This is a genomic window from Pseudarthrobacter sp. NPDC092439, from assembly GCF_044754945.1.
Lineage (GTDB): Bacteria > Actinomycetota > Actinomycetes > Actinomycetales > Micrococcaceae > Arthrobacter.
Map to the genome: position 1 here is coordinate 338,141 of NZ_JBIVQB010000002.1, position 24,366 is coordinate 362,506.

At 66.2% G+C, this 24,366-nt stretch carries 27 protein-coding genes; 10 read left to right on the plus strand and 17 right to left on the minus strand.

All coding sequences use genetic code 11. The annotated features are described in order from the left end of the window. Positions 1 to 97: 97 nt before the first annotated feature. The 4 genes from ACIQCM_RS06415 to ACIQCM_RS06430 form a co-directional block, all read right to left on the minus strand. Positions 98 to 1,561 (minus strand): amino acid permease, encoded by a 1,464-nt coding sequence (locus ACIQCM_RS06415; RefSeq protein WP_400605447.1) that lies wholly within the window; start codon positions 1,559 to 1,561, stop codon positions 98 to 100. A gap of 189 nt (positions 1,562 to 1,750) precedes the next feature. Then, on the minus strand, positions 1,751 to 2,623 hold the full coding sequence (locus ACIQCM_RS06420; RefSeq protein WP_400604861.1) for a metal ABC transporter permease: 873 nt from the start codon (positions 2,621 to 2,623) through the stop codon (positions 1,751 to 1,753). Further along, complete coding sequence (locus ACIQCM_RS06425) at positions 2,623 to 3,384, minus strand: metal ABC transporter ATP-binding protein (protein WP_400604863.1); 762 nt, start codon at positions 3,382 to 3,384, stop codon at positions 2,623 to 2,625. The genes ACIQCM_RS06420 and ACIQCM_RS06425 overlap by 1 nt, the downstream gene beginning before the upstream one ends. After that, entirely contained in the window at positions 3,381 to 4,370 is a 990-nt protein-coding gene (locus tag ACIQCM_RS06430; protein ID WP_400604865.1) for a metal ABC transporter substrate-binding protein, read from the minus strand. Before ACIQCM_RS06430 ends, ACIQCM_RS06425 begins: the two co-directional genes overlap by 4 nt. Positions 4,371 to 4,454: 84 nt before the next feature. Between ACIQCM_RS06430 and ACIQCM_RS06435 the strand changes: the two genes are divergently transcribed. From ACIQCM_RS06435 to ACIQCM_RS06455, 5 genes are all read left to right on the plus strand, one after another. Further along, positions 4,455 to 5,216: a lysostaphin resistance A-like protein gene (locus tag ACIQCM_RS06435; RefSeq protein ID WP_400604867.1), complete on the plus strand. Its 762-nt coding sequence runs from the start codon at positions 4,455 to 4,457 to the stop codon at positions 5,214 to 5,216. Positions 5,217 to 5,296: 80 nt separating this feature from the next. Continuing rightward, positions 5,297 to 5,737, plus strand: coding sequence for a VOC family protein (locus ACIQCM_RS06440; protein WP_400604869.1), 441 nt, complete (start codon positions 5,297 to 5,299; stop codon positions 5,735 to 5,737). 22 nt (positions 5,738 to 5,759) lie between these two features. Next, positions 5,760 to 6,713 carry a 1,4-dihydroxy-2-naphthoyl-CoA synthase gene (locus ACIQCM_RS06445; protein ID WP_400604871.1) on the plus strand — a complete coding sequence of 318 codons (954 nt, stop codon included), beginning with the start codon at positions 5,760 to 5,762 and terminating at the stop codon, positions 6,711 to 6,713. Between the two features lie 13 nt (positions 6,714 to 6,726). Continuing rightward, entirely contained in the window at positions 6,727 to 7,896 is a 1,170-nt protein-coding gene (locus tag ACIQCM_RS06450) for an AMP-binding protein (protein WP_400604873.1), read from the plus strand. Between the two features lie 75 nt (positions 7,897 to 7,971). Then, positions 7,972 to 8,853 carry a 1,4-dihydroxy-2-naphthoate polyprenyltransferase gene (locus ACIQCM_RS06455; protein WP_400604875.1) on the plus strand — a complete coding sequence of 294 codons (882 nt, stop codon included), beginning with the start codon at positions 7,972 to 7,974 and terminating at the stop codon, positions 8,851 to 8,853. Positions 8,854 to 8,885: 32 nt separating this feature from the next. Here the strand turns inward: ACIQCM_RS06455 and ACIQCM_RS06460 are convergent, their stop codons facing one another. Then, positions 8,886 to 9,197 (minus strand): DUF4229 domain-containing protein, encoded by a 312-nt coding sequence (locus ACIQCM_RS06460; RefSeq protein WP_400604877.1) that lies wholly within the window; start codon positions 9,195 to 9,197, stop codon positions 8,886 to 8,888. 61 nt (positions 9,198 to 9,258) lie between these two features. Here ACIQCM_RS06460 and ACIQCM_RS06465 point away from each other — a divergent pair, with 61 nt between their 5' ends. Continuing rightward, positions 9,259 to 9,666, plus strand: coding sequence for a PLDc N-terminal domain-containing protein (locus ACIQCM_RS06465; RefSeq protein WP_400604878.1), 408 nt, complete (start codon positions 9,259 to 9,261; stop codon positions 9,664 to 9,666). 33 nt (positions 9,667 to 9,699) lie between these two features. On the opposite strand, the gene ccsB is transcribed toward ACIQCM_RS06465, so the two are convergent. The 5 genes from ccsB to ACIQCM_RS06490 are packed head-to-tail and all read right to left on the minus strand — an operon-like array spanning position 9,700 to position 14,610. Further along, on the minus strand, positions 9,700 to 10,803 hold the full coding sequence (ccsB, locus tag ACIQCM_RS06470; RefSeq protein ID WP_400604880.1) for a c-type cytochrome biogenesis protein CcsB: 1,104 nt from the start codon (positions 10,801 to 10,803) through the stop codon (positions 9,700 to 9,702). Then, entirely contained in the window at positions 10,803 to 12,527 is a 1,725-nt protein-coding gene (locus tag ACIQCM_RS06475; RefSeq protein ID WP_400604881.1) for a cytochrome c biogenesis protein ResB, read from the minus strand. The genes ccsB and ACIQCM_RS06475 overlap by 1 nt, the downstream gene beginning before the upstream one ends. After that, on the minus strand, positions 12,527 to 13,282 hold the full coding sequence (locus ACIQCM_RS06480) for a cytochrome c biogenesis CcdA family protein (protein WP_400604883.1): 756 nt from the start codon (positions 13,280 to 13,282) through the stop codon (positions 12,527 to 12,529). Before ACIQCM_RS06480 ends, ACIQCM_RS06475 begins: the two co-directional genes overlap by 1 nt. 6 nt (positions 13,283 to 13,288) lie before the next feature. Further along, complete coding sequence (locus ACIQCM_RS06485; RefSeq protein ID WP_400604884.1) at positions 13,289 to 13,927, minus strand: TlpA family protein disulfide reductase; 639 nt, start codon at positions 13,925 to 13,927, stop codon at positions 13,289 to 13,291. A gap of 2 nt (positions 13,928 to 13,929) precedes the next feature. Further along, entirely contained in the window at positions 13,930 to 14,610 is a 681-nt protein-coding gene (locus ACIQCM_RS06490; protein WP_400604886.1) for a histidine phosphatase family protein, read from the minus strand. A gap of 209 nt (positions 14,611 to 14,819) precedes the next feature. Here ACIQCM_RS06490 and ACIQCM_RS06495 point away from each other — a divergent pair, with 209 nt between their 5' ends. Both ACIQCM_RS06495 and ACIQCM_RS06500 read left to right on the plus strand, forming a co-directional pair. After that, the gene (locus ACIQCM_RS06495; protein WP_400604887.1) at positions 14,820 to 15,368 is read left to right on the plus strand and encodes a YceI family protein; all 549 of its coding nucleotides are present in this window, start codon (positions 14,820 to 14,822) and stop codon (positions 15,366 to 15,368) included. Positions 15,369 to 15,562: 194 nt separating this feature from the next. Then, positions 15,563 to 16,375, plus strand: coding sequence for a hypothetical protein (locus ACIQCM_RS06500; protein ID WP_400604889.1), 813 nt, complete (start codon positions 15,563 to 15,565; stop codon positions 16,373 to 16,375). A 77-nt stretch (positions 16,376 to 16,452) separates the two neighbouring features. Here the strand turns inward: ACIQCM_RS06500 and ACIQCM_RS06505 are convergent, their stop codons facing one another. From ACIQCM_RS06505 to ACIQCM_RS06515, 3 genes are all read right to left on the minus strand, one after another. Beyond that, entirely contained in the window at positions 16,453 to 17,151 is a 699-nt protein-coding gene (locus ACIQCM_RS06505; RefSeq protein WP_400604890.1) for a redox-sensing transcriptional repressor Rex, read from the minus strand. A gap of 87 nt (positions 17,152 to 17,238) precedes the next feature. Then, positions 17,239 to 17,493 carry a glutaredoxin family protein gene (locus ACIQCM_RS06510; protein WP_400604892.1) on the minus strand — a complete coding sequence of 85 codons (255 nt, stop codon included), beginning with the start codon at positions 17,491 to 17,493 and terminating at the stop codon, positions 17,239 to 17,241. A gap of 116 nt (positions 17,494 to 17,609) precedes the next feature. Further along, a complete protein-coding gene (locus ACIQCM_RS06515) occupies positions 17,610 to 19,235 on the minus strand; it encodes an FG-GAP-like repeat-containing protein (protein WP_400604894.1) in 1,626 nt (541 codons plus the stop codon). A 127-nt stretch (positions 19,236 to 19,362) separates the two neighbouring features. On the opposite strand from ACIQCM_RS06515, the gene ACIQCM_RS06520 reads away from it, so the two are divergent. Next, a complete protein-coding gene (locus ACIQCM_RS06520) occupies positions 19,363 to 20,181 on the plus strand; it encodes an HAD family hydrolase (protein ID WP_400604895.1) in 819 nt (272 codons plus the stop codon). 67 nt (positions 20,182 to 20,248) lie between these two features. Here ACIQCM_RS06520 and ACIQCM_RS06525 read toward each other — a convergent pair whose 3' ends face one another. The 3 genes from ACIQCM_RS06525 to ACIQCM_RS06535 form a co-directional block, all read right to left on the minus strand. After that, entirely contained in the window at positions 20,249 to 20,347 is a 99-nt protein-coding gene (locus ACIQCM_RS06525; protein WP_003792170.1) for a 30S ribosomal protein bS22, read from the minus strand. Between the two features lie 151 nt (positions 20,348 to 20,498). Then, a complete protein-coding gene (locus tag ACIQCM_RS06530; RefSeq protein WP_400604896.1) occupies positions 20,499 to 20,711 on the minus strand; it encodes a helix-turn-helix domain-containing protein in 213 nt (70 codons plus the stop codon). Positions 20,712 to 20,855: 144 nt separating this feature from the next. Further along, on the minus strand, positions 20,856 to 21,959 hold the full coding sequence (locus tag ACIQCM_RS06535; RefSeq protein WP_400604898.1) for a 3-deoxy-7-phosphoheptulonate synthase: 1,104 nt from the start codon (positions 21,957 to 21,959) through the stop codon (positions 20,856 to 20,858). 370 nt (positions 21,960 to 22,329) lie between these two features. Here ACIQCM_RS06535 and ACIQCM_RS06540 point away from each other — a divergent pair, with 370 nt between their 5' ends. Beyond that, a complete protein-coding gene (locus tag ACIQCM_RS06540; protein ID WP_400604900.1) occupies positions 22,330 to 23,682 on the plus strand; it encodes an alpha-hydroxy-acid oxidizing protein in 1,353 nt (450 codons plus the stop codon). Positions 23,683 to 23,701: 19 nt separating this feature from the next. Here the strand turns inward: ACIQCM_RS06540 and ACIQCM_RS06545 are convergent, their stop codons facing one another. Next, positions 23,702 to 24,307, minus strand: a complete 606-nt coding sequence (locus ACIQCM_RS06545; protein ID WP_400604901.1) for an ArsR/SmtB family transcription factor — start codon at positions 24,305 to 24,307, stop codon at positions 23,702 to 23,704. Positions 24,308 to 24,366 lie beyond the last annotated feature (59 nt).

The following is a 24,366-nucleotide window of genomic DNA, read 5'->3' on the forward strand; positions in this document are numbered from 1 at the left end:
CCCCAAGACGGCAGTTGCGGAGCAATCGATTCCGGAAAACGCCAACGGCGGGCCGCCCGGGAAGGGCGGCCCGCCGTCGTCGTCATTGCCGAAAGCGTTAGCTGAACAGCGCCGACTTCGGTTCGTTATTCCTGACCTTCCGCCAGCCCAGCCACAGCAGCAGCGAGAACAGCGGAATGGTGGCCAGGGTCCAGAGGCCGAGGTGGAAAACCTCGCCGGACTTGCTGGTCATCGTGTCGAACCCGATCAGGATGGTGATCACCAGCAGGGAGGCCAGGCCCACCCAGCTGCTCCACACGCCGCCCGGTGCGGGCAGGGCAGAAACCTTGCCCTTCTTGGTGCGCAGCGCGATCTGGCTGGCGAAGATGGCACCCCACGTGAAGATCACGCCGATTGAGGCGGAGTTGAGGGCGAGATCGAACGCGTGGGAGCCGCCAAGCCAGATGTTCAGCATGATGCCCACCAGGTACACGGCGCCGATGGCCAGGATGGCGGCATACGGCACGTGGTTCTTGGACATTCGGGTAAGCCATTCCGGGGCGTGCCCGTTGTTGGCCATGGTGCGGAAGATCCGGCCGATTGAGTAGAGGCCGGAGTTGCAGGAAGACAGCGCAGCGGTGATGACGATCATGTTCATGACGTCACCCATCCATGCCAGGCCCATCTGGCCGAACACGGTAACGAACGGCGAGGTGCCGGCCACGTACTGGTCCGAAGGCAGCAGCATCGCCAGCAGGGTGACGGAACCAACGTAGAACACCACAATGCGGAGCACGACGGCGCGGATCGCCTTGGGCACTTCCTTCGCCGGATCCTGCATTTCGCCGGCGGTGATGCCAACGAGTTCAATGCCGTTGTAGGCAAAGATCACGGCGTTGAGCACCAGAATCATGACCAGCGCGCCCTTGGGGAACATGCCGCCTTCGGCAGCGAAGAGGTTGGCCACCGAGGCGTTGCCGTCACCCACCTGGGCGTTGGTGACGACCATGAAGGTACCCACGGCCAGGAAGATGACGATGGCACCCACCTTGAGGCAGGAAGCCCAGAATTCGAACTCGCCAAACGCCTTGACGCTCAGGAGGTTCACGCCCACCAGGAGGAGCAGCGCCGCGATCGCAGACATCTCGACCGGAACGTTGGGGAAGAAGAACTGGAAGTACAGGCCGATGGCGATGAGTTCGGCGATGCCGGTCATGGCCCAGTTGATGAAGTACATCCAGCCCGACAGGTACGCGCCCTTCTTGCCGAACATTTCGCCGGCGTAGCTGACGAAGGAACCGGAGGTCTGGCGGTACATGATGAGTTCGCCGAGGGCGCGCATCAGGAGGTAGGCGATGACGCCGGCAATGGCGTAGGAGAAGATCAGGGCGGGGCCGGTGGAGGCCAGCCGGCCGCCGGCACCCATGAAGAGTCCGACGCCGATGGCACCGCCCATGGCGATCATGGTGACCTGGCGGCCACTCAGGGCCTTCGCGTAGCCCTCAGCGCTGAGGGAAGAGTCGGCGGCTGTGGATGGCGCCGCGGCGTTCTTAAGTTCTGTTGGGGTTTGGGACACAACTATTCCTTGTGGGTTGGGGTTTTCGCCGCATCCGGTGATAGTATGACCTGGCTCACATATTCGGTCTTTTGCTCGTCAGGCATCCGTTTATGAGCGCAATTGGGCACACCGCCGAAGCTCAAGCGGCCTATCCATCCTACAAGAAATTTCGTATACCACCGTGACCCGGGCTACAGCCCGCGGTGGCTGGGCTCACGCGGGGCCTGCGGGAACCGCCTGCCGGCGGCGCCTCGCTTTGGCCAGACGGCTACCGATGAGCCCTTGGCGGGGGCTGAAAAGGTGCACCAGGGCGAACACCGTGCCCTGCGCCAGCACCACCATGGCGCCGGAGGCGGTGTCCAGGTAGTAGCTGAGATAGATGCCGGCCACCGAACATACTGCGGAAATCGACGGTGCGATCAGGAGCATCCGCGAGAACCGGTCAGTCAGCAGGTACGCCGTGGCGCCCGGGATGATCAGCATGGCCACCACCAGCACCACGCCCACGGTCTGCAGCGCAACCACCGAGGTCAGGGCCAGCAGGCCGAGCAGGAGCGCCCCAAGCCGCCGGGGCGAGAGCCCGATGGCGTGCGCGTGGGTGGGATCAAAGGCGTACAGCGTCAGGTCGCGGCGCTTCAGGATGAGGACCACCAGGGCCACCACGCCCAGCACCAGCACCTGGATGAGGTCCGGGACACTAACCCCCAACAGGTTGCCGAAGATGATGTGGTTCAAATCCGTCTGGCTGGGCGTAACGGAGATCAGGACAAGGCCCAGCGCGAACAAGGAGGAAAAGACGATGCCGATCGCCGCGTCCTCCTTGACCCGGGACGTATTGCGGACCACCCCGATCAGCGTCACGGCCACCAGCGCGAAGACCAGGGCTCCCAGCGCGAACGGCGCACCCACGATATAGGCCAGGACCACGCCTGGCAGGACCGCATGGGACACCGCGTCGCCCATAAGCGACCAGCCGATCAGCACCAGCCAGCAGCTCAGCACGGCTGAGACGACGGCGGCCAGCACCGTGGTGAGCAGGGCGCGGACCATGAAGTCGTAGCCCAGGGGTTCCAGGAGCAGTTCCATCAGGCCGTCCGCCCTTCCGCACGGCGGGCATCCCGGTCCAGGACATCAAGCCCGAACGCCATGGCCAGGTTTTCGGGCTGCAGCACTTGTTCCGGCGGCCCGTGCATGAGCACCCTGTGCATCAGCAGCACCGCCTCATCACACAGCCGAGGCAGGGCGTGGAGGTCATGGGTGGACACCAGGATGGTGCAACCGTCCGCTGCAAGCTCGCGCAGCAGCCGGGTGATGGTGGCCTCGGAGCGCTTGTCCACACCGGCGAACGGTTCGTCCAGCAACATGGTGGTGGCACCCTGCGCGATGCCGCGGGCTACGAAGGCGCGCTTCTTTTGCCCCCCGGAGAGCTGCCCGATCTGCCGGCCGGCGAAATCCTGCAGTTCCACACGCTCCAGCGCTTCATCCACCGCAGCCCGGTCCGCCTTCGATGCCCGGCGGGTGAAGCCCTGGTGACCATAGCGGCCCATCATCACCACGTCGCGGACGGACAAGGGGAACTGCCAGTCCACGTCCTCGCTTTGGGGCACGTAGCCGATCCCCCCTTCCCTGCGCGCCCGGGACGGCGGCTGTCCGTGGATCCGGACCGTCCCGGCGTCGGGCTTCACCATTCCCATGATGACCTTGAAGAGGGTGGATTTGCCGGAGCCATTCATCCCCACCAGCCCGCAGACCCGCGCCGGCTCCAAGGCAAGGGATGCTGAATCCAGCGCCAGCACTTCGCCGTAATGGACGGTGACGTGGTCCACCAGGATGGCAGGGTGCGTCATGATTCGGCTCCGGCGAGAGCCTTGATAATCACGTCCGCGTCGTGGCGGATGAGGTCAAGGTAGGTGGGAACGGGCCCATCCGCTTCGGACAGCGAGTCGACGTAGAGCGTCCCGCCGAATTCCGCGCCGGTGGCCTCAACCACCTGCTGCATGGGCGCGTCGGACACGGTGGACTCGCAGAAAACGGCGGGAACCCGGTGCTCCTTGACGTATTCGATGGCGCGGGTGATCTGCTGCGGGGTGGCTTGCTGCTCGGCGTTCACAGCCCAGATATACACCTCTTTAAGCCCTGCGTCGCGCGCCAGGTAGGAGAAGGCGCCTTCGCAGGTGACCAGCGCCCGCTGCGATTTGGGCAGGGCGGACAGGCTCTTGGTCAGCTGGTCCTGCACCGCCTGCAGCTCCGCTTTGTAAGCCTCCCCGTTGGCCTTGAAGGCGGCAGCGTTCTCCGGGTCCAGGTCGGAGAAGGCCATGACCATGTTGTCTACGTAGATCTGCACGTTCAGCGGAGACATCCACGCATGCGGATTCGGCTTGCCCCGGTAGGAGTCCTCACCGATGTCCATCACTTCAACTCCGTCGCTGACCACGGCATGGGGGACGTCCAGTCCCTCCACGAACTGGGAGAACCAGGCTTCCAGGTTCAGGCCGTTGTCCAGGATCAGGTCAGCCTTGGACGCCTTGCGGATATCCCCGGGGGTGGGTTCGTAGCCATGGATTTCCGCGCCCGCCTTGGTGATGGACTCCACCGTCAGCTTGTCCCCCGCAACGTTTCGGGCGACGTCGGCCAGCACCGTGAAGGTAGTGAGGACCACCGGCTTGCTGTCCCCGCCGTTCCCCTCGGCGCCACCTCCGCAGGCGGTGAGGACCAGTGAAAGTACCACTGCGGCAACGACCGCGGCGCGCAGGCGCACGTGCTGGAGCGCACGGACCTGGGACCGCCGGTTCGGGACGGCTACTTTGGCGCACCGAAACATATTTTTAGGCATACCGAATATTCTAGTTGACGCGGGTACGGCGGGCAACGCGGCGGCGTCCAGCCGGCGTCCATGCAACGGCGATAGGCTGGGCCCATGCCTACTGCCCGCCGTCTCCCGCCGGCACCACATCCCCGTATTTACCGTTTCTCGTCCCTGGATTACTGGGCCCTGGGCGCGTACGTCGCCATCGGAGTGGTGTTCGGGATAGCGGGAGAACTGCTGGCCCCGTTCCTCAGCAGCCTGGCTCCGTCCCCCGCCGCAGTCTCCTACGCGGTAAACCTGTTGTTTTATGCCTCCGTAGGCATACTGGCGCTGCTTGCGGCCCGCAAGGTGGTGCGCCGCGACCTCGAGGTCCTTGCCACGCGCCCGTGGTTCACCCTGCTGATGGTGCCGGCCGCCGTCGTCGGGATGCTCATCCTGACCGCCCTCCTGGTCTCATGGGGCGGCGAAACGGAGACATCCGCCAACCAGGAAGGCCTGCAGGAACTCATGCAGCAGGTCCCGGGCTGGCTCATGGTGCCGCTGCTGGTGGTGGTGGGGCCGTTCGTCGAGGAATACATCTTCCGGCACCTGCTGATCGGCAAGCTGGGCCGGCGCCTGAACGTCTGGATCTGCTGCACCCTGTCCGTCATCCTGTTCGCCGGCATCCATATCGCCGGCCAGGAGGCCATCACCCTGACCGCACTGCTGCCCTACCTGGCCATGGGGGCAACCCTGGTATTTGTGTATGTCTGGACCGGAAAGAACCTGATGTTCTCCTACTTCGTGCACGCCGCGAAGAACCTCCTGGCCGTTGTATTCATCTATGCAATCCCGCCCGAGGTCTTCGATCAGCTGCAGCAGGTCCAGCCCTGACCCGCTCCTCCGAGTGCGGCGCGGGGTGGAAGCACATTTCGGGGGTTTCGCACCGGCGACTGCAGCCGTAGCGTGGGCGCATGGGACTCAATATCCAGATCGTCGTGGACTGCCGGCACCCGCACCAGCTCGCGGATTGGTGGGCCGAAACACTGCAGTGGTCCGTGGAGGCGCAGGATGCCACCTTCATCCGCTCGATGGTCACGCAGGGGTACGCCAGCGAAGACCAGACCATGATCCACCGCGGAAACCTCGTGTGGAAGGACGGCTCGGCCATCCGCCCGTCCGAGGAAGTCGACGCAAAGGCTCCTGCCCGGCGCATCCTTTTCCAGACCGGCACGGAGGTTAAGTCCGTCAAGAACCGGGTGCACTGGGACGTTAACCTGGCCGGTAAGGACAAGGACCAGGCCCGGCACGAGCTTGAGGCGCGGGGCGCCACGTACCTGTGGTCCGCCAGCCAGGGGCCGCATTCCTGGCACACCATGGCGGACCCCGAAGGCAACGAGTTCTGCATCAGCTGAGGCCGATTACTAGACTTGAACGGTGAGCAATCAAATCCCGGCCAAAGTGTCTGACGTTTTCGATCCCACCCGCTGGCGCGTGGTGTCCGGCTTTGAGGACTTTCAGGACATGACGTACCACCGCCAGGTGGAACGTGATTCCGACGGCGGCCGGGTGCGCGACCTGCCCACGGTCCGGATTGCTTTCAACCGGCCCGAGGTCCGCAACGCCTTCCGGCCGGGAACCGTGGACGAGCTATACCGCGCCATGGACCACGCCCGGATGACGCCGGATGTCGCCACAGTGCTCCTCACCGGCAACGGACCCTCCCCCAAGGACGGCGGCCACTCGTTCTGTTCCGGCGGTGACCAGAGGATCCGCGGCCGGGACGGCTACCGCTATGCAGACGGCGAAACCCAGGAGACCATCGATCCCGCCCGCGCCGGGCGCCTGCACATCCTGGAAGTCCAGCGGCTGATGCGCACCATGCCCAAGGTCGTCATCGCCGTCGTCAACGGATGGGCAGCCGGCGGCGGGCACTCCCTGCACGTGGTCAGCGACCTGACCATCGCGTCCCGCGAGCACGGCAAGTTCAAGCAGACAGACGCCACGGTGGGCAGCTTCGACGCCGGCTACGGCTCCGCCCTGCTGGCCCGGCAGATCGGCCAGAAGGCCGCCCGCGAGATTTTCTTCCTGGCCCGCGAGTATTCCGCCGAGGATATGGTCAGGATGGGCGCCGTGAACGAGGCCGTTGACCACGACCGCCTTGAAGAGGTCGCCCTGGAGTATGCGGCGGACATCGCGCGCCAGTCGCCGCAGGCCATCCGGATGCTCAAGTTCGCCTTCAACCTCGCCGACGACGGACTGGCCGGCCAGCAGGTCTTTGCCGGTGAAGCCACCCGCCTGGCCTACATGACGGATGAGGCCGTGGAGGGCAAGGAGGCCTTCCTGCAGAAGCGCGACCCCGACTGGTCCAGTTTCCCGCACTACTTCTAAGGCAGGAACGGCTATGAACAGCGAACCGTCCGCCGGAGTCCCCCTCAATGTCGAACCGGCACTGAGGGCCCTCTCGGCCGCCCTCCACGGCGAGGGTCCCGCCGTCGAACTTTCCGTGGACGCCGCGGGCGGGCTGGTGGTGGGACACGTGGACACGCCCGGCTGCGACGACGCCGTGGTGGTGGTCCGCACCTCCGGGTCCACGGGCGCGCCCAAGGCCGCCGTGCTTACTGTCGAGTCCCTTGCTGCGTCCTCGATGGCTACCGCGATCGCGCTCAAGGGCGAAGGCCAGTGGCTGCTGGCGCTGCCCATCCAGTATGTGGCCGGCGTCCAGGTACTGGTCAGGTCGCTTTTCGCCGGCACCCGGCCATGGGTGATGGACATGTCCGGCGGGTTCACCCCCCAGGCGTTCACCGCGGCGGCGCTGGAACTGACGGACACCGTCCGGTTCACCTCGCTGGTCCCCACCCAGCTCCAGCGGCTCCTGCAGGACCCTTCAGCCGACACGCTCGCCGTACTGCGCCGCTTCAACGCCGTGCTGTTGGGCGGAGCGCCGGCACCGTCATCGCTGATGGCCGCCGCCCGCGACGCAGGCGTCCGGGTTATCAGCACCTACGGCTCCGCGGAGACCTGCGGCGGCTGCGTCTACGACGGTTACCCTCTGGAGGGCGTCTCCGTGCGCGTGGACCCGGACGGCCGGATCCTCCTGGGCGGCGACACCATCGCCGCCGGGTACCTGGAGGCGCCGGACCTTGAAACGGGCACCTTCTTCGAAGAGGACGGCGTGCGCTGGTACCGTACCAGCGACCTGGGCCGCCTGGACGACGACGGCCGGCTCACCGTGCTGGGACGCGCGGACGACGTCATCATCACCGGAGGCATCAAGGTGTCCGCGGCACGGGTCCAGGAAGAGCTGGAAAAGTCCGACGGCGTGGGCGCGGCTTTCGTGGCCGGCGTGCCGTCCGCTGAATGGGGACAGGCCGTGGCCGCCTATGTGGCGGTGGCGCCGAACGCGGACCCGGAAGAGCAGGGCACCGCGCTGGAAGGGCAGTGGCACAACACCCTGGGCCTGCTGGCCCCCAAAACCGTCCTGGCCGCACCGGCGCTGCTCATGCTGCCCAATGGGAAGCCCGACCGGCTGGCCATGACCGCTGAACTCAGCGCGCGGCACCGGGGAAAGTAAAGTGGACCTGCACCATCGCGGCGGGAGCACCATCCCTGTCCTGCCGTATTTCCGAGCCAACACGAGGTACTGACCGTGGCCACAGCCGCACAATGGATCAAAGGCGCCCGCCTTCGCACGCTTCCGGCTGCGATCGCGCCGGTGCTGATCGGTTCCGCCGCCGCCTACGAGATGGATTCGTTCCTTCTGCTGAATGCGATCCTGGCGGCCCTGGTGGCGCTTCTCCTGCAGGTAGGCGTGAACTACGCGAATGATTACTCGGACGGAATACGCGGCACCGATGACGACCGGGTGGGCCCCCTGCGGCTTGTAGGTTCCGGCGCCGCGGAACCGGACCACGTCAAATATGCAGCCTTCGGCGCATTCGCCGCGGCGATGGTCTTTGGACTCATCCTGGTGGTGATCACCCAGAGCTGGTGGCTGCTCCTGGTGGGGCTGGGCTGCGTGATGGCTGCCTGGGGCTACACCGGAGGAAAGAACCCCTACGGCTACCTCGGTCTGGGCGACGTGTTCGTGTTCGTCTTCTTCGGCCTCGTGGCCACCTTGGGCACCACCTACACGCAGGCCGGCCAGGTCAACCTGCCCGCCATCATCGGCGCGGTGGGCACCGGCCTGATTGCCACGGCGCTGCTGATGGCCAACAACGTCCGCGACATCCCCACCGATATCCAGGCGGGCAAGAAGACCCTCGCTGTCCGGCTGGGCGACAAGCATGCGCGCGAAAGTTACGTGCTCATGCTCGCCGTGGCCATCCTGCTGGTGGTGGTGCTGGCTCCGGGCCGGCCGTGGATGCTGATCGTCCTGCTGCTCATCCCGGCCTGCCTGATGCCGGCCTGGCTCATGATCAACGGCCGCAAGCGCAAGAGCCTGATCCCCGTCCTGAAGCAGACCGGGCTGATCAACCTCGGATACAGCCTGCTCTTCTCAGCCGGACTGGTGCTCAGCCACGGGTTCTAGCGGCTCGGGATCCATCAGTACGGCGGGAGGCGTTACGGGTTCTTGCGCTCCGTGGCGTCGTTCCGGATGGTGACGCCCGGGTTGGAGTCCAGCAGCGTGTCCTCGGCGTCCGCGTCCTGGACCTCGCCGGCGGAACGGATGGGCTTGGCCTTGCCGGAAAAGCGCTGGTGCAGTGCGGCCGCAGCTTCGTCGCGCTGCTTCTGAAAGAACAGGTAGCTCACGGCGAAAGCGATGAGCGCAGCTGCCACCACGGACATCAGTGCGCCCAGCTGCAGGAACAGGAAAAGCACGAACAGGGGCACAAAGAGCGCCAGGCGGATCAGGGAATATTTCAAAAAGGCCACTATTCAAGTTTAGCCGCCCCCGCCGGAAGCCCTTGCTCCCGCGGGCGATAGACTTAATGGCATGCTCATCCGTGTGGCTCTGGCCGTCGCTGTCCTCGTCATCTTCGTGTATGGCCTGGTGGACGTGATCCGCACTGACGCCCGCCTCACCCGGGGCATCTCCAAGCCCGCCTGGATCGTAGTCATGATCGTGCTGCCGGTCCTGGGCGCCATCCTGTGGCTGCTGATGGGCCGGCCCCGCGGCGGTTCGGCCAGGCCGCAGGAGTACCGTCATCCCACCGCGCCGGACGACGACCCCGACTTCCTTCGCAACCTTGAGGCACGCCGCCGCAACCAGGCGGAGGCGGCCCGCCTGCAGAAGCTCAAGGATGAACTTGACGCGAAGTCACGGGAGCAGGGCGGCGGCAAGGATCCCCGCGATACCGGCGACCGGGATAGCGGCGCCCAAGGCCCGGACGGGACGCCGTAGCGCCCCGTTATTCAGGCTCGCCCCGCAGGAGCCCTAAAGCCCTGAGTACGAGTGGAGCCCGTTGAAGAACTGGTTCACGATGGTGAAATTGAAGATTACGCACAGGTAGCCCACAATGGACAGCCAGGCCGCCCGGGTTCCGGTCCAGCCGCGCGTGGCGCGGGCGTGCAGGTAGCCGGCATAGACCACCCAGATGACGAACGTCCAGACTTCCTTGGTGTCCCAGCCCCAGAACCGGCCCCAGGCCTTCTCTGCCCAGATGGCGCCGAACATCAGCGTGAACGTCCAGCCGATGAAGGCGATGGCGTTGATGCGGTAGGAGAGGTTTTCCAGGCTCAGTGCGGACGGCACCAGGCGCATGAAGCCGAGCTTGTCGGCTCCGCCGGCGGCCACGGTCTTCTGCCGGTGTGCCTGGACCAGCTGCAGCACTGACATCGCGAACGTCAGCGTAAACAGGGCGGACGAAAGCACGGCGATGGACACGTGGATGATCAGCCAGTAGCTCTGCAGCGCCGGGACCAGGTGGCCCACAGGGGTCCAGTACGCCACGGAGGCGGCCACCAGCATGATGATGCCCAGCCCCACCACGAAAGTGCCCAGGAAGCGCAGGTCGCGGCGGATCAGCGCCAGCAGGAACACGGCGATGGCCACGAACGCGCCGGTGGTGAGGAATTCGTACATGTTGCCCCACGGCACGCGTCCGGCGCCGATGGCGCGGGTAACCACGCCGGCGCCGTGGATAACGGCGCCCAGGACGGTCAGGGCGACGGCGACCCGTGCGGGGGCGCGGCGTTCGGCTGCGTACTTCATGTCGGCGTCAGCCATGGCCACGCCGGTGGCGCCGGCCGCCTTGGCAACGGACGACGACGGCCGCTCCGCACGTCCCGCGGGCCCGTCCAGGCGGGACGCACCGGAGTCCGCCTCGCCGCCCGCCGCTGCGGCGCCGGCCCCCACGACGGCCGGAACAGCAGCCTGTTCTCCCGCCTGTGCGGCCTTCAGGTCTATGGCGCGCAGTGCCTTGCTGCTCTTGGCCAGGTCCCAGGCGAAGGCGATGAAGGCAACGGTGTAGGTGCCGGCCGCGAGCAGCATGAAGAGCTCGCTGTACTGTCCCATGGTTTCGTTGATTCCGTACGGCATTACTGGTCCTTTTCGGGCCCTGCGGGGCCGGCTGGGGTGGAGGTGGAGGAAGGTTCTGTGGCAGCGGCGTCCGGATCCAGCTGCCATTCGGCGGCCAGCAGCTTCCGGATGGTGTCGGCTTCTCCGGCCAGCCTGTGGTCTTCGCCCCGGGCCAGGAGTCCGTATTCCACCATAGTGCGGCCGTCCTCGGAGGTGCCGGTGCGCACCCAGACGCGGCGGCGGTTGACGTAGAGGGAGGCGACCAGGCCCGCCACTGCCAGCAGCGCGAAGATCAACGCGTACATCTGGCCGGGGTTGTGGTGGATGTCCACGCCGATGTAGCGCTTCACGCCGTCGAAGCTGATGCTGCCCTTGCCGTCCGGCAGGGTGTAGCTGGTGCCCGGAGCCAGGGTGATGCCGCCGGCATCCAGGTTCCGGGCGTTCAGCGGCGTCAGCTCCGCCACGTCCAGTTCGAAGACGTTTTGCGGTGCGCCGGCGTCCAGGCCCAGATCGCCGTAGAACGAGTTCAGGGTCAGCTGCGGGTTGAAGAGATCCGGGTCGCCGCTGAAGGACACGCCCTCGTCCGTGACGAACGCGGTGGGCAGGAAGAAGCCTACGAAGCCCAGCTGGTCCGGCTTGGCGTCCGGGACCTTGATGACCACGGAGGAGTAGTAGTTGTCGCCTTGCAGCTTGGCCACCACGGGGCCCTGCATGGCCACGTTGCCTTCGCCGTCGCGGATGGTCACCACGGGCGCGTAGCCGTTGCCGGTCAGGTAGATGCTGGTGCCACCCAGGCTGACCGGGTCGTTGACCTTCAGGATTTTCTGCTTGGCCGGCGCGTCCGGGCTTTCCTTGGTGGTCACCGCGGCGGAGAAATCGATGGGCTGGCCGAACTTGCCCTGCGATTCACGGTCGAACGTGATGTCGAACTTGTCCAGCTGGACCGAGTAGGGCTCCAGCTGGCTGGACTGGAAGTTGGTGCCGGGCGTGAACTGGTCGTAGCCCACCAGGGTGTTCACGAATGTGTCGCCCTCCACCAGGATGCGCTGGCCGCTGTAGCCGAACAGGCCGCCGGCGGCCACGGACACCAGCACGCCGATCAGCGACGTGTGGAACACCAGGTTGCCCACTTCCTTCAGGAAGCCGCGCTCGGCCCCCAAGGATGGCCGCGCGCCGTCGTCGTCCCTCACCTCAACGCGGTAGCCGCGCTTCTTCAGCAGCGCCGCGGCACGGTGGATGGCGTCCGACGCCGGGATCCCGGCACGGGCGGGAATGGCCAGGGTGCCGTACTCCGGCAGGCGGGACAGGCGTTTGGGGGTACGCGGCGGCTGGGAGCGCATCGCCTTGTAATGGGCGATGGCGCGGGGAACCACGCAGCCGATCAGGGAGGTGAAGAGCAGCAGGTAGATGGCGGAGAACCAGACGGAAGAGTAGACGTCGTAGAGCTGCAGCGAGTCCAGGATCCTGCCGTAGTCGGGGTTGTCCTTGATGTATTGGGTGACCACGGAAGGGTTGGCGGGCCGCTGCGGGAACAGGGAGCCCGGCACGGCGGCCACGGCCAGCAGGAGCAGCAGGAACAGCGCCGTGCGCATGCTGGTCAGCTGGGTCCACGCCCAGCGGAGCATTTCCCGGGGGCCGAGGACCGGCACCGCCGCGTCCGGCTTTGCGCCGGCCCTTGCGTCTTCAGCGTCAGGCTTCGGACCGGTCACGGCAGACTTAGCTTCTTCGTTCACTCGCTCGCTCATCAGATTGGCAACTTCACGTCGGTTTGGAACCAGTACTGCAGCCCGGTGACCCAGGTACCCCACACGCCGCTGGCCATCAGCAGTCCCAGCAGCACCAGGATGCCTCCTCCGGTGCGCTGGATGGCCACGCGGTGCTCGCGGAAGAACGCCATCACGCCCATGCCGCGGCGCAGGCCCAGCGCAATCAACAGGAAGGGGATGCCCAGGCCCAGGCTGTACACGAAGGCCAGGAAGGCGCCCTTGGCCGCGGATGAACCGCCGGAGAGGCTCAGCAGCTGGACCGCGGAATAGGTGGGGCCGATGCACGGCGCCCAGCCGAGCCCGAAGGTCAGGCCCAGCAGCGGAGCTCCCCACAGGCCGGCCGGCGGTTTGGCGTGAATTTTGGCGTCACGCTGGAACCAGCCCAGGCCACCCATGAACACCACGCCCATCATGATCACCACGATGCCCAGGAGCTGGGTGATCCACGCGTTCTGGCTGCCCGTGACGAGGGTACCAAGCTGTCCGAAGGCGCCGCCCAGCAGGACGAAGATCACGGAGAAACCCAGGACGAACAGCCCGATCCCGGCGAGCATCCGGCCGCGCTTCTGCTTCTGCAGGTCCACGCCGCTCAGGCCTGTGACATACCCCAGGTATCCGGGGACCAGGGGCAGCACGCACGGGGACAGGAAGGAGACCAGTCCGGCCAGCAGGGCCACCGGGATGGCCAGCAGCAGCGAACCGTTGAGGATGGCTTCGGCGAAGGGGCTGTTCACGGCCGGCTACTCTGCCACGGCCGCGGCGATGAGGGCCTTCAGGGTGCCGCGCTCGATCTCGCCGAGCACGCGGGCGGACACCCGGCCCTGCTTGTCCAGGACCAGTGTGGTGGGAACCGCTCCGGGCGGGACGAGTCCGGAGACGGCCAGCAGCACTCCGCCGTCCTGGTCGTCGAAGCTGGGATACGTGAGGCCGAAGGTCTTGTCGAACGCTTCCGCGGTGGCTTTCTCGTCGCGCAGGTTCACGCCGAAGAACTGGACCCCCTGGTCCTTGAATTCCTGGTGCAGCTCCTCGAGGATGGGGGCCTCCACCCGGCAGGGTGCGCATGCGGCGAACCAGAAGTTCAGCACCGTGACCTTGCCCTGGAAGTCCGCAGGGGTGATGGCCGTGCCGTTGAAGAGCGTTCCGGTGACCTGGACCGGGGCCTTGCGGTCCGTTGCGGCGAACTCGGTCACGGAGCCGTCTCCGGCCACGTAGTTCTTGTTGTCCCCGGCGCGGGCCTGCTTGGCCAGGGCGTCTTCCTGGGCACACGCGGACAGCCCAAGGGTCAGTGCCGCCAGGGTGAAGCCGCCGGCGGCCAGTACGCTGCGCCGGGAGGCGAGGGGCCCGGCGCTGCGGGGCTTGCTGCTGTTGCTGTCAGTCACTATCAGGCTCCAGGGGTGCTGGCCGCACCCGGAAGAAGGGAGGCCGCCGGCTCGGTGTACTCGACGCGCAGAAGCACGCCGGCGTCGTCGAACACCAGGGAGGTGATGGAGGTCAGCGTGCACTCCCGCTTGCGCGGGTCGTGCCACAGCGGTTTGCCCTCGGCGCTGAGCCGGGTGGCCCAGATCGGGAGCTGGTGGCTGACCATGATCGCTTCAGGACCGGCCGTGCCGTAATCGCTGCCGGCAAGTTCTATTGCACGCAGGCGCGCTTCCTGGACCGCATCCATGACACGGGACGCCTGCTGCTTGTAGGGCTCGCCCCAGGACGGGCGGAGGGGGTTGACCAGGTGTGGCCAGTGCTTGGGCTTGCGGAGTTCGGCCTTGGTGACCTTCAGGCCCTCGAAGTAGTTTTCCGCCTCGATGATCCGTCCGTCCGTGTGGATCTCCAGTCCCAGTGCCTCTGCCGTGGGGCGGGCGGTCTCCTGGGCACGGTCCAGCGGGGACGCTGCCAGGTAGGTGATCCGTGCCCCTGCGGCGGCCCGCCGGGCGAAGTGCTCCGCGAGCATTTCAGCCATCCGGCGGCCCAGCTCCGAGAGGTGGAATGCGGGCAGCCTGCCGTACAGCACGCCGTCAGGATTATGGACCTCGCCATGGCGGAGCAAGTGGACAGTGGATTGGGGCATGTTTACCAGTTTCTCAAAGATGGCGTGCGATCCGAAATCTTCTACACCCGGTAGAACTCAGGATTTTGTAAAAAAGTTCCCGCCCGGGGGAACAAAAGATGCAAATGCATGTTTATACTAAATGCAGCGGTTAGTTGAGACTTCAACAGATGAAGCGTCAATGGCCTCAACGCAGACAGCACAGCCCTTCCACCTCAAGGAGCATCACCATGGCACTTCCCGCAGACGTCACCACCGGCACCTGGATCCTGGACAACTCCCACAGCGAGATCGGATTCACCGTCCGTCACGCAGGCATCAGCAAGGTCCGCGGCCAGTTCACCGAAGCGGCAGCGACCCTCGAGGTTGCCGAGGACGTCGTCGACTCCAAGGTCAACGCCACCATCCAGACCGGCAGCTTCGACTCCGGCGACACCAACCGCGACGGCCACGTCAAGGGCGAGGACTTCTTCGACGTGGAGAAGTTCCCCGAGATGACCTTCGTCTCCAACGGCCTCGTGGCCAAGGGCAACAGCTACGAGCTCTCCGGCGACCTGACCATCAAGGGTGTCACCCGCCCGGTCGTCCTGGAAACGGAGTTCAACGGCGTTGCTGTCGACCCGTTCGGCAACACCCGCGCCGGCCTCTCCGCTGAGACGACCATCAGCCGCAAGGACTTCGGCCTCACCTGGAATGCTGTCCTCGAGACCGGCGGCGTGCTGGTCAGCGACAAGGTTGCCATCAACCTGGAACTGGCCTTCATCGCCCCCGCAGCATAAGCAGCTTTCTCCCAATTGCATCAGCACCCCGGGCACCCGGCTTCAGCAGCAGGGCGCCCGGGGTGCTGTGTTTATGCGGGTTATCCCCACAACGCGACCGTGCAGGGGTACGGTTGAGCTAAGCCATGCCGGGGGTAGGGCAGGATCGATCCCGGCAGTACCGTTTTGGAAGCATTTCTGGAAAAGGACCGCCCATGAGCACTCCGCCCGTCCCCCCGCCGCCCGGCCCGAACGATCCCCGGCATGGGGACAGCTCAGCGAACCAGCCGCCGCGCTATGGCGAAAACGCCCCGCAGTACGGGCAAAACGCTCCCCAGTACGGGCAAAACCCGCCGCAGTACGGCCAGAATGCCCCGCAGTACGGACAGAATCCGCCGCCGGCTCCCGGTTATGGGCAGCAGCCCGGAGGCCAGGCGCCGTACGGCCAGAATTCCCCGCAGTACGGCCAGGCACCCTACGGCCAGTCCCCTTACGGGCAGCAGCCGTATGGCCAGTCCCCCTACGCCCAGTACCCCTCCGAGCAGCCCAACGGCGGCGGCAAGGGCCAGGCGCCGCAGCTGGTCAATGTTTCGTTCTGGCTGCTCATCGCGTCCGGGGCCATCTTCCTCATTTCGCTGCTGACGGGCCTGGGAGACCTGGACAACCCCATGTTCCGCGAGGAATTCGAGCGGCAGCTCGAGGGCAGCGGCAACGCGGTCAGCTACGACGACATCAAGGGCCTTATCGCCGGCACCATGGTGGTGTTCGGCATCATAGGCGTGGTCCTCTACCTGCTGGTCGCCGTCTTCGTCCGCAAGGGCAAGAACTGGGCCCGCATCCTGGGAACCGTCTTCGCCGCGCTCTCCGTGTTCGGACTCTTCGGACCGCCCACCATCGCCACCCTGGGCACGGTCCTGGGCATCGTCGCGATCGTCCTGCTCTACCTGCCGGCAACTGCTCCGTACTTCCGCCAGCAGCCGTTCGCCAACCCCTACGGCGGCGGCATGGGCAACCCGTACGGGCGGTAATGCCCGCCCGCAAACACCAGCACCCTGTAGCCAGACCTGCACACTTCAACGGGGGCAGGCGCCGGACACCGCCGGGATTAGGCGGTCTGCCCCGGAGCCTGCGCCCGTTGCGCGTGGTACGCCAGGATCTGCAGTTCGGTGGCCATATCCACCTTGCGCAGGTTGACCCCGTCGGGCACCTGGAGAATGACGGGGGCGAAGCTGAGGATGCTGTGCACTCCTGCCGCGACCACCCTGTCGCACACGTCCTGCGCCACGGCCGCCGGCAGCGCCAGCACCACCATGTTGGCGCCGGTCCGGTGCAGGACGGGCTCAAGGTCGGCAACGTCGCTCACCCGGAGCCAGCCGACTTCGTTGCCCACCACCATCTGGTCGGCGTCAAAGATGGCCACCACATCGAAGCCCCGGGATTCGAAACCGCCATACCGGGCCAGCGCCTTGCCCAGGTTGCCGGCACCAACAATCGCGACTTTCCAGTCATGGGTCAGACCCAGGGCCGCGGCGATGTGGCGGCTGAGGTACTGCACCTCGTAGCCGACGCCCCTTGTCCCGTAGGACCCAACGTGCGATAGATCCTTACGCAGGGTGGACGAACTCACGCCGGAGACTTCGGCAAGGGATTCGGATGAAACCCGCTCCACGCCGTCGGCCATTAGCGCGTTCAGGGCGCGCAGGTAGATGGTCAGCCGCGCCACGGCAGCCGGGGGAATTTCCTTCCCCGGCGCCCCCGGAAGGTCCGCAACAGGATGCGGGGTGTGGTCCATTGCCGTCACCATCCCATCCTTCGCGCTGCGTCGTGCCTCCACTCTAGGGCCACGCTGCCGGTGCCAACAAAGCAGCCGTATTCACGTGAAGCCACTCCCCTACTGCGCCATGGCGCGCTGGAGGACACGGTGCAGGCGGTTTTCGTCGATCTTCCAGAAATCGCGCTGGACGCCGTCCACCAGCACCACCGGGATCTCCTCGGCGTAGCGTTCACGCAGTTCCGGGCTCTGGTCCATGGACTCTTCCGTCCAGGCCAGCCCCAGCGCGGCAGTAACGCGTCCGACGGCGTTGCGCGCCTCTTCGCAAAGGTGGCACTCAGATTTGGTGATCAGGACGACGCGCGGTGTAGCCATGCGTTAACGGTAGCCCCGTTCGCGGGGACGCGGTGACGGACCGGGATGCGCGCCTTCTCGCGCGACTGAATCACATCCATCCCATAGGCGACCCAGCCGCATCAAACAGGGCGCTGTCAGAAGAGCGGTGAGAGCCCGTTCCAGCCCGGACCCACCTGGATCCGCGAAACCAGGCCGCCGGCACCGCTGCCGGGGTAGAGCCACAGCATGCCGGCACCGTCGCGGGCCAGCAGATCGGGACGGCGGTCGCCGTTGAAGTCGCCAGGGCTTACGACGGCGGTCATCGCATTCCATCCGCTGCCCACCCTGATCCGGGGCAGCCAGCCGCCGGCACCGTTACCGCGGTACAGCCATAGGAATCCCGTCGCACTCTCCCGCGCCAGGACGTCGGCTGCCCCGTCGCCGTTCATGTCCCCCGGGCCGACGATGGCGCTGAAGATGTTCCAGCCGCTGCCGACGAGCACCCGGGGCAGGAAGCCGCCGGCGCCGTTGCCACGGTACAGCCACAGGTAGCCGGTGCGGGTTTCCCTCGCAAGGATGTCGACCCGCTGGTCCCCGTTGAAATCGCCGGGGCCGATGATGGCGGTGAAGATGTTCCAGCCGTTGCCGATGCGGAGCCGGGGCAGGAAGCCGCCGGTGCCGTTGCCGCGGTAGAGCCACAGGTAGCCGGTGGCAGTTTCCCGGGCCAGGACATCCAGCGCACCGTCCCCGTCGAAGTCTCCGGGTGTTTCGAGGGAGTTGAAGATGTTCCACCCCTTGCCGATGGGCACGCCGGGGAGCCGGCCTCCGCGCCCGTTTCCGGGGTACATCCGCAGCTCGCCGGTGGCTGGCACGCGGGCGAGGATGTCCGTGTTCCAGTCACCGTTGAAGTCCGCGGTCGATCCGGAGAGGCTCGATGCCGGGATGGGCAAAGGAGTGAATGCATAGGGATCGCAGGTCAGGTCGTAGTCCCGGGTGTCGTCGTACCACTGCGAAATGTAGACGCGTCCCCCCGAGAAGCTCGGCTGATGGCAGCGGTCCAGCGCCTCCCCGGGGTAGTCCAGCTTGCCGGCTGTTGCCCACACCGGGACGCCTGGCAGCCGCCACGAGCCGGTGATGCCGGCCCATCCTGATGCAAACGAGTAGAGGCCGTACGAGAATTTCGCGTCCCGCAGGGCGCGCATGATGCCCTCGATGATGTATCGGTTTTCGCGCTGCTGGGCTGCGGTGGCCGTGGGCCAGGGCTGGGCCGGACGGGGCTCGACGTCGATCCACACCACCGTCGGCGCAAAGCCCACCCGTGCCAGGCTGGCGATGGCGAAGCGCGCTTCGGCATATCCCACGTTGGACAGCTGGCCGGCGCGGGTGGTGGCGGACCAGGGTCCTTGCGTCCCGTACGTAGCGAGCTGTCCAGGCGTGGGGAAAGCCGCCATGGTGTACGCCTGCGCGGGCTTGCTGTTGGTCCTGGCCCAGTCCACCTGGCTCGCCAGGCACGGGTTCTCGGTGAAGGGCAGCCCCTTCGTCAGGCCGATGATGACGAACTGGGACGACGCGGGCGGCATGGGCAGACCAAAGCCGCCCGCCGCCGTCGGGCATTGCGGCCACGAGATGTCGTGGCCGTACAGGGACACGGCGTGGGCGGAAGGCGCTCCGGGGACGAAACCCAGGAGAAGTGCAAGGAACGCGAGCACCGCCGTCAGGGCCCGCCTCCGGGATCCCCGCGCGCAGGATTGAACCTCTGGATGACGAACTTCAGCGCCCATCGCGGCCGCTCCTTTGCTCGCACCCAGTTTACGGTCGGTGATTCCGGGCCGCTAGCTGCTTCTTTTTGCCGCCCGTCCCCGCCGGGCGTTCCTGGCCTCCGAGGGCGATACAACTAGACTCGAGACCATGCCCGAGGAGAAATACGTCGCCGTAGTCACCAGGCCGGTTGCGTCGCCGCAGCCCGGCGAGGCGGCTTTCTTCGACGTGGACAACACCCTGATGCGCGGGGCCAGCCTGTTCCACGTGGCCCGTAAGATGCACCAGCGCGGTGCATTCACCCTGCGGCAGGCAGCCGGGATGGCGTGGAAGCAGTTCATGTTCATGGCCCGCGGAGAAAACATGGATGACGTCCATGCGGTCCGCGATTCCGCCCTCAGCCTCGCGGTGGGCATCAGCGTCGATGACGTCAGGATCCTGGGCGAGGAAGTCTACGACGAGATGATTGCCTCCCGGATCTGGCCCGGCGCCAAGGCCCTGGCAGATCAACATCTGCGCGTGGGCCGGCGCGTCTGGCTGGTAACCGCCACCCCCATCGAGGTGGCTACGGTCATCGCCACCCGGCTGGGCCTCACCGGAGCCCTGGGCACGGTGGGCGAGATTTCCGACGGGCTGTATACCGGCCGGCTGGTGGGCGACATCCTGCACGGATCCGCCAAGGCCGTGGCCGTCCAGGCAATAGCCGACACCGAAGGCCTGGACCTCAAGCGATGCTGGGCCTACAGCGACTCCTTTAATGACATCCCGCTGCTCACCCTGGTGGGCCACCCGGTGGCCATCAATCCGGACTCACGGCTGCGCCGGCACGCCCGCGATAACAACTGGCCCGTGTATGACTTCCGGGCCGGCCGGCGGGCCGCCACCTTCGGGCTCAAGGCCGCCACCGTCTGCGGCGCCGTGTACGGGCTCTGGAAGGGCTTCGCCCGGATGCGCGGCCCGCGGCTCTAAGCCTCCGTGGCAACAGAAAAGCCCGCCGCCAGAAAGGCGACGGGCAGTTCCACGCTGTGCGAAGTATTTACTTCTTGTTGCGGCGCTGGTGACGGGTCTTGCGAAGCAGCTTGCGGTGCTTCTTCTTGGCCATACGCTTGCGACGCTTCTTAATAACTGAACCCACGAAAGTTCCTTACCAAACTAGATGCAGTACCTGTCTGATGGAAATGGTTCGCGGACTGAGCAACGAACTGACAACTGACAGATTCTTACAATGACGTAAAACGTTCCTTAACAGGGTACCGCTTATCCGGAGCGGCTCCTGACAGCGCGGATCAGGCAGTCTCGGTGTGCCCGTCCACGATGGCGCCCTGGAGGTACTGCTCCACGGCGTTTTCCGGCACCCGGTAGGAGCGGCCGAAGCGGACGGCCGGCAGTTCGCCGGCGTGGACAAGACGGTACACCGTCATTTTGGAGACCCGCATGACCTGGGCGACTTCTGCCACGGTCAGGAACTTCGCGTTGGAGAAGTTCTGCTCTGCCGACATTTCCCTGAATTCCTTTGCTGACGGATGGACACAGTGACCCCATGTAATGCCAATGCGGTGTTCTGATGCTGAGCCATCCACCAACCACCTATTTGCACACTCTAGTTGTTCATGTGGCAGAAGTGAAAGTGCCTGACGGCACTTTTAGCAGGCCGTCCGGCGCTTCCGGGCCGACGCCGCCAGCTGGTCCAGGACGGACACCGTGACGTCCCACTCCATGCAGGCATCCGTGACGCTCTGGCCGTACACCAGGTCAGCCCGCCCGGCCGCGTTCTCAGCGACATCCAGGCTCTGTGCGCCGCCCACCAGGAAGCTCTCGAGCATGACTCCGGCGACGGCCTGGGCAGCGGTGCCGCCGTCCTCCAACTGCGCCCCGATTTCCAGCGCCACCTCGGCCTGCCGGTGGTGGCTCTTGCCGCTGTTTGCGTGGCTGGCGTCCACGATCAGGCGGGGGTTCAGGTGCTTGGCAGCAAGTTTTTCGGAAGCACTCCCGACGTCGGCCGCCGAGTAGTTCGGCCCCTTCCGGCCGCCGCGGAGGATCATGTGAGTGTCCGGGTTTCCGGAAGTCGCCACCAGGGCGGCGCGGCCGTCGCCGTCGATCCCCAGGAAGGACTGGGCTGCCGCGGCGGCACCGCAGGCGTCGATTGCCACCTGGAGGTCGCCGTCGGTCCCGTTCTTGAAGCCGACCGGCATGGACAGCCCGGAGGCCAGCTGGCGGTGGATCTGGCTCTCGGTGGTCCGTGCCCCGATGGCGCCCCACGCGATCAGGTCTGCCATGTACTGCGGGCTGATGGGCTCCAGGAACTCGGTGGCGGTGGGCAGGCCCAGTGCGGTGACCTGCTGCAGGAACCGGCGTGCGGTGCGCAGGCCGGTGACCATGTCGTGGCTGCCGTCAAGGCGCGGATCGTTGATCAGGCCCTTCCAGCCCACCGTGGTGCGTGGCTTTTCGAAGTACGTGCGCATGACGATCAGCAGGTCCTCCTTGTGCTTCCCGGCCTGGCTGACCAGCCGGCGGGCGTATTCCAGGCCGGCCTTGGGGTCATGGATGGAGCAGGGGCCAACGATGACCAGGAGGCGGTCGTCCACCCCGTCCATGACTGCGCGGACTTCGTCACGGCCGCGTTCGACGACGCCTGCCGCCTTTTCGTCCAGGGGCAGCTCCGCGATGAGGTCCTGGGGTGTGGGGAGGGCGGTGAATTCGCTGACGCGCAGGTTCGAGGTGGAGTTCTGGGCTGTTGCGGTGTTCATGTGGTGGGTCCTGTTCCAGATGGGAAGCGGGCCCGGAATTTCAGAACCCGCCGGAGAAACGGCGAAGGGCAGAGAATGATCTCTGCCCTGTTGGCTCTGAAGGTAGTTGGATGCGTGTCAGTCAGACGCGGGCCCCTCCAGAGCCAACGAAAAATACGCATACCAACGGTTTGTCATGGGAAAGACCATAGCCGCGCACCGCACCACCCGCCAAATCGTCTCCGCAACATCCCGTTTTGTGTCCAGTTACAGCCCTTAACACCCCGCTTAAGCCGTGTGAGTGGAGGAAAACTCAAAGGGTTGATGTGGTCCGACCACATGTCGTACAGTGTGAGGCAGACCACCACCGGCACGCCCAACGAAGGACGCCATGACGCACACGCTCCAACCCGGCAATCCCGAGGCGACCCCCGCTCCGGAAACCACGGACTTCCCGGCAACGCGGGCACCTGTTGCCGCGCCGGCGTCGTCCGCCGCCCCCGCATCCAAGGTGCCCGCCGCGCTGAAGCGCCGGATTCCCAAGTACTCGGACCTCGCGCCGCTCATGCAGTTCAAGACGCCGGAGTTCAGCAAGGAAGCCCGCCTCAAGCGCGCCAGCACCATCTGGGAGCTTCGTGACATCGCCAAGCGCCGCACACCGCGGGCACCGTTCGACTACACGGATGGCGCCGCCGAAGAGGAGATCACGCTTCGCCGCGCCCGCGAAGCCTTCCTGGACATCGAATTCCGCCCGGGCATCCTCCGGAACGTATCCCAGATCGATCTGAGCACGGACATCCTTGGCCGGACCTCCCGCCTGCCCGTGGGCATCGCCCCCACCGGCTTCACCCGGATGATGCAGTCCGAGGGCGAATACGCCGGGTCGCAGGCAGCAGAAGCCGCAGGCATCCCGTACACCCTCTCCACGATGGGTACCGCCTCAATCGAGGACGTCGCCGCGGCCGCTCCGAACGGCCGCAACTGGTTCCAGCTGTACCTCTGGACGGACCGGGACCGCTCGCTGGAACTCATCGAACGCGCGGCCAAGGCAGGCAACGACACCCTCATGGTCACCGTGGACACCGCCGTGGCCGGCGCCCGGCTCCGCGACGTCCGCAACGGGATGACCATCCCGCCGGCCCTGACGCTCAAGACCGTCCTGGACGCCTCCTACCGGCCCGCATGGTGGTTCAACTTCCTCACCCACGAGCCGCTGACCTTCGCGTCCCTGTCCCGCTACACGGGCACCGTGGCGGACCTGATCAACTCCATGTTCGACCCCACGCTCACCTTCCAGGACCTGGACTGGCTCCGGGACACCTGGAAGGGCAACCTGGTGGTCAAGGGCATCCAGACGGTGGAGGACGCCCGGCGGGTGGTGGACCACGGCGCCGACGGCGTTATCCTGTCCAACCACGGCGGCCGCCAGCTGGACCGCGCGCCGATCCCGTTCCACCTCCTTCCGGAGGTCAAGGAAGCGTTCACCAAGGACAACACGGACGCAGCGATCATGCTGGACACCGGCATCATGAGCGGCGCGGACATTGTGGCCGCCCTGGCACTGGGTGCCGATTTCACGCTGATTGGCCGCGCCTACCTGTATGGGCTGATGGCCGGTGGCCGCGCCGGAGTGGACCGCACCCTGCAGATCCTCGAAAAGGACATGGCCCGCACCATGGCGCTGCTGGGCGCCAGCCGGATCTCCGAACTTAACCCGGACCACGTGCGCCTGCTGCGCAGGTAGGCATCGGTCCCGGCAGGTCCTATTTCTTCCGGCCGAACTTGGGGAGGTTCGCCAGGAGGTCCGCGGCCTTCGTTGCGGCACGGCCCACGCTGCGGCCAATCTGCTGGGGCACGGTGTCGTCGCTCAGCGCGGCGGCAGTTCCGCCGGGAATCACGACGGCGGGGCTCAGTTCCGCGCCGTCCCTCGCAAGGACACCGGCAGAGACAGCTTCGGCGGCAACCTCTTCCGGCGCGCCCGCGGCAGTTCGACTGGCTTCACCGGCTGAACGCGCCGCGGCGGCCGTTCCGGCTGACGGGCGGCCTGCTGCGGCGGCCTTCCCCTGGGCTCCTCGGGCGGCCGGCGCGGAGGGGGCGGCGGCCGCATTGCCGACGTCGAACGTCTCCAGCCAGTGCGAAATGCCCTCCAGCGGTTCCCGGTTCAGCGCGTAGTACCGCTTCTGGCCCTGGGCGCGCATGCTCACCAGCTGGGCCTCGCGGAGTACTTTCAGGTGCTTCGAAATCGTGGGCTGGCTCGCCTCAAGCTCCTGCACCAGCTCGCCTACAGCCTTGTCACCCGCACGAAGGGCCACCAGGATGTCCCGCCGGGTAGATTCCGCAATGACGGCAAATACGTCGTCTGTCACCATGCCTCCACCCTAGCGACATATACGCCGAAAGGCATCAACTATTTCGTGCGGTACAGGCT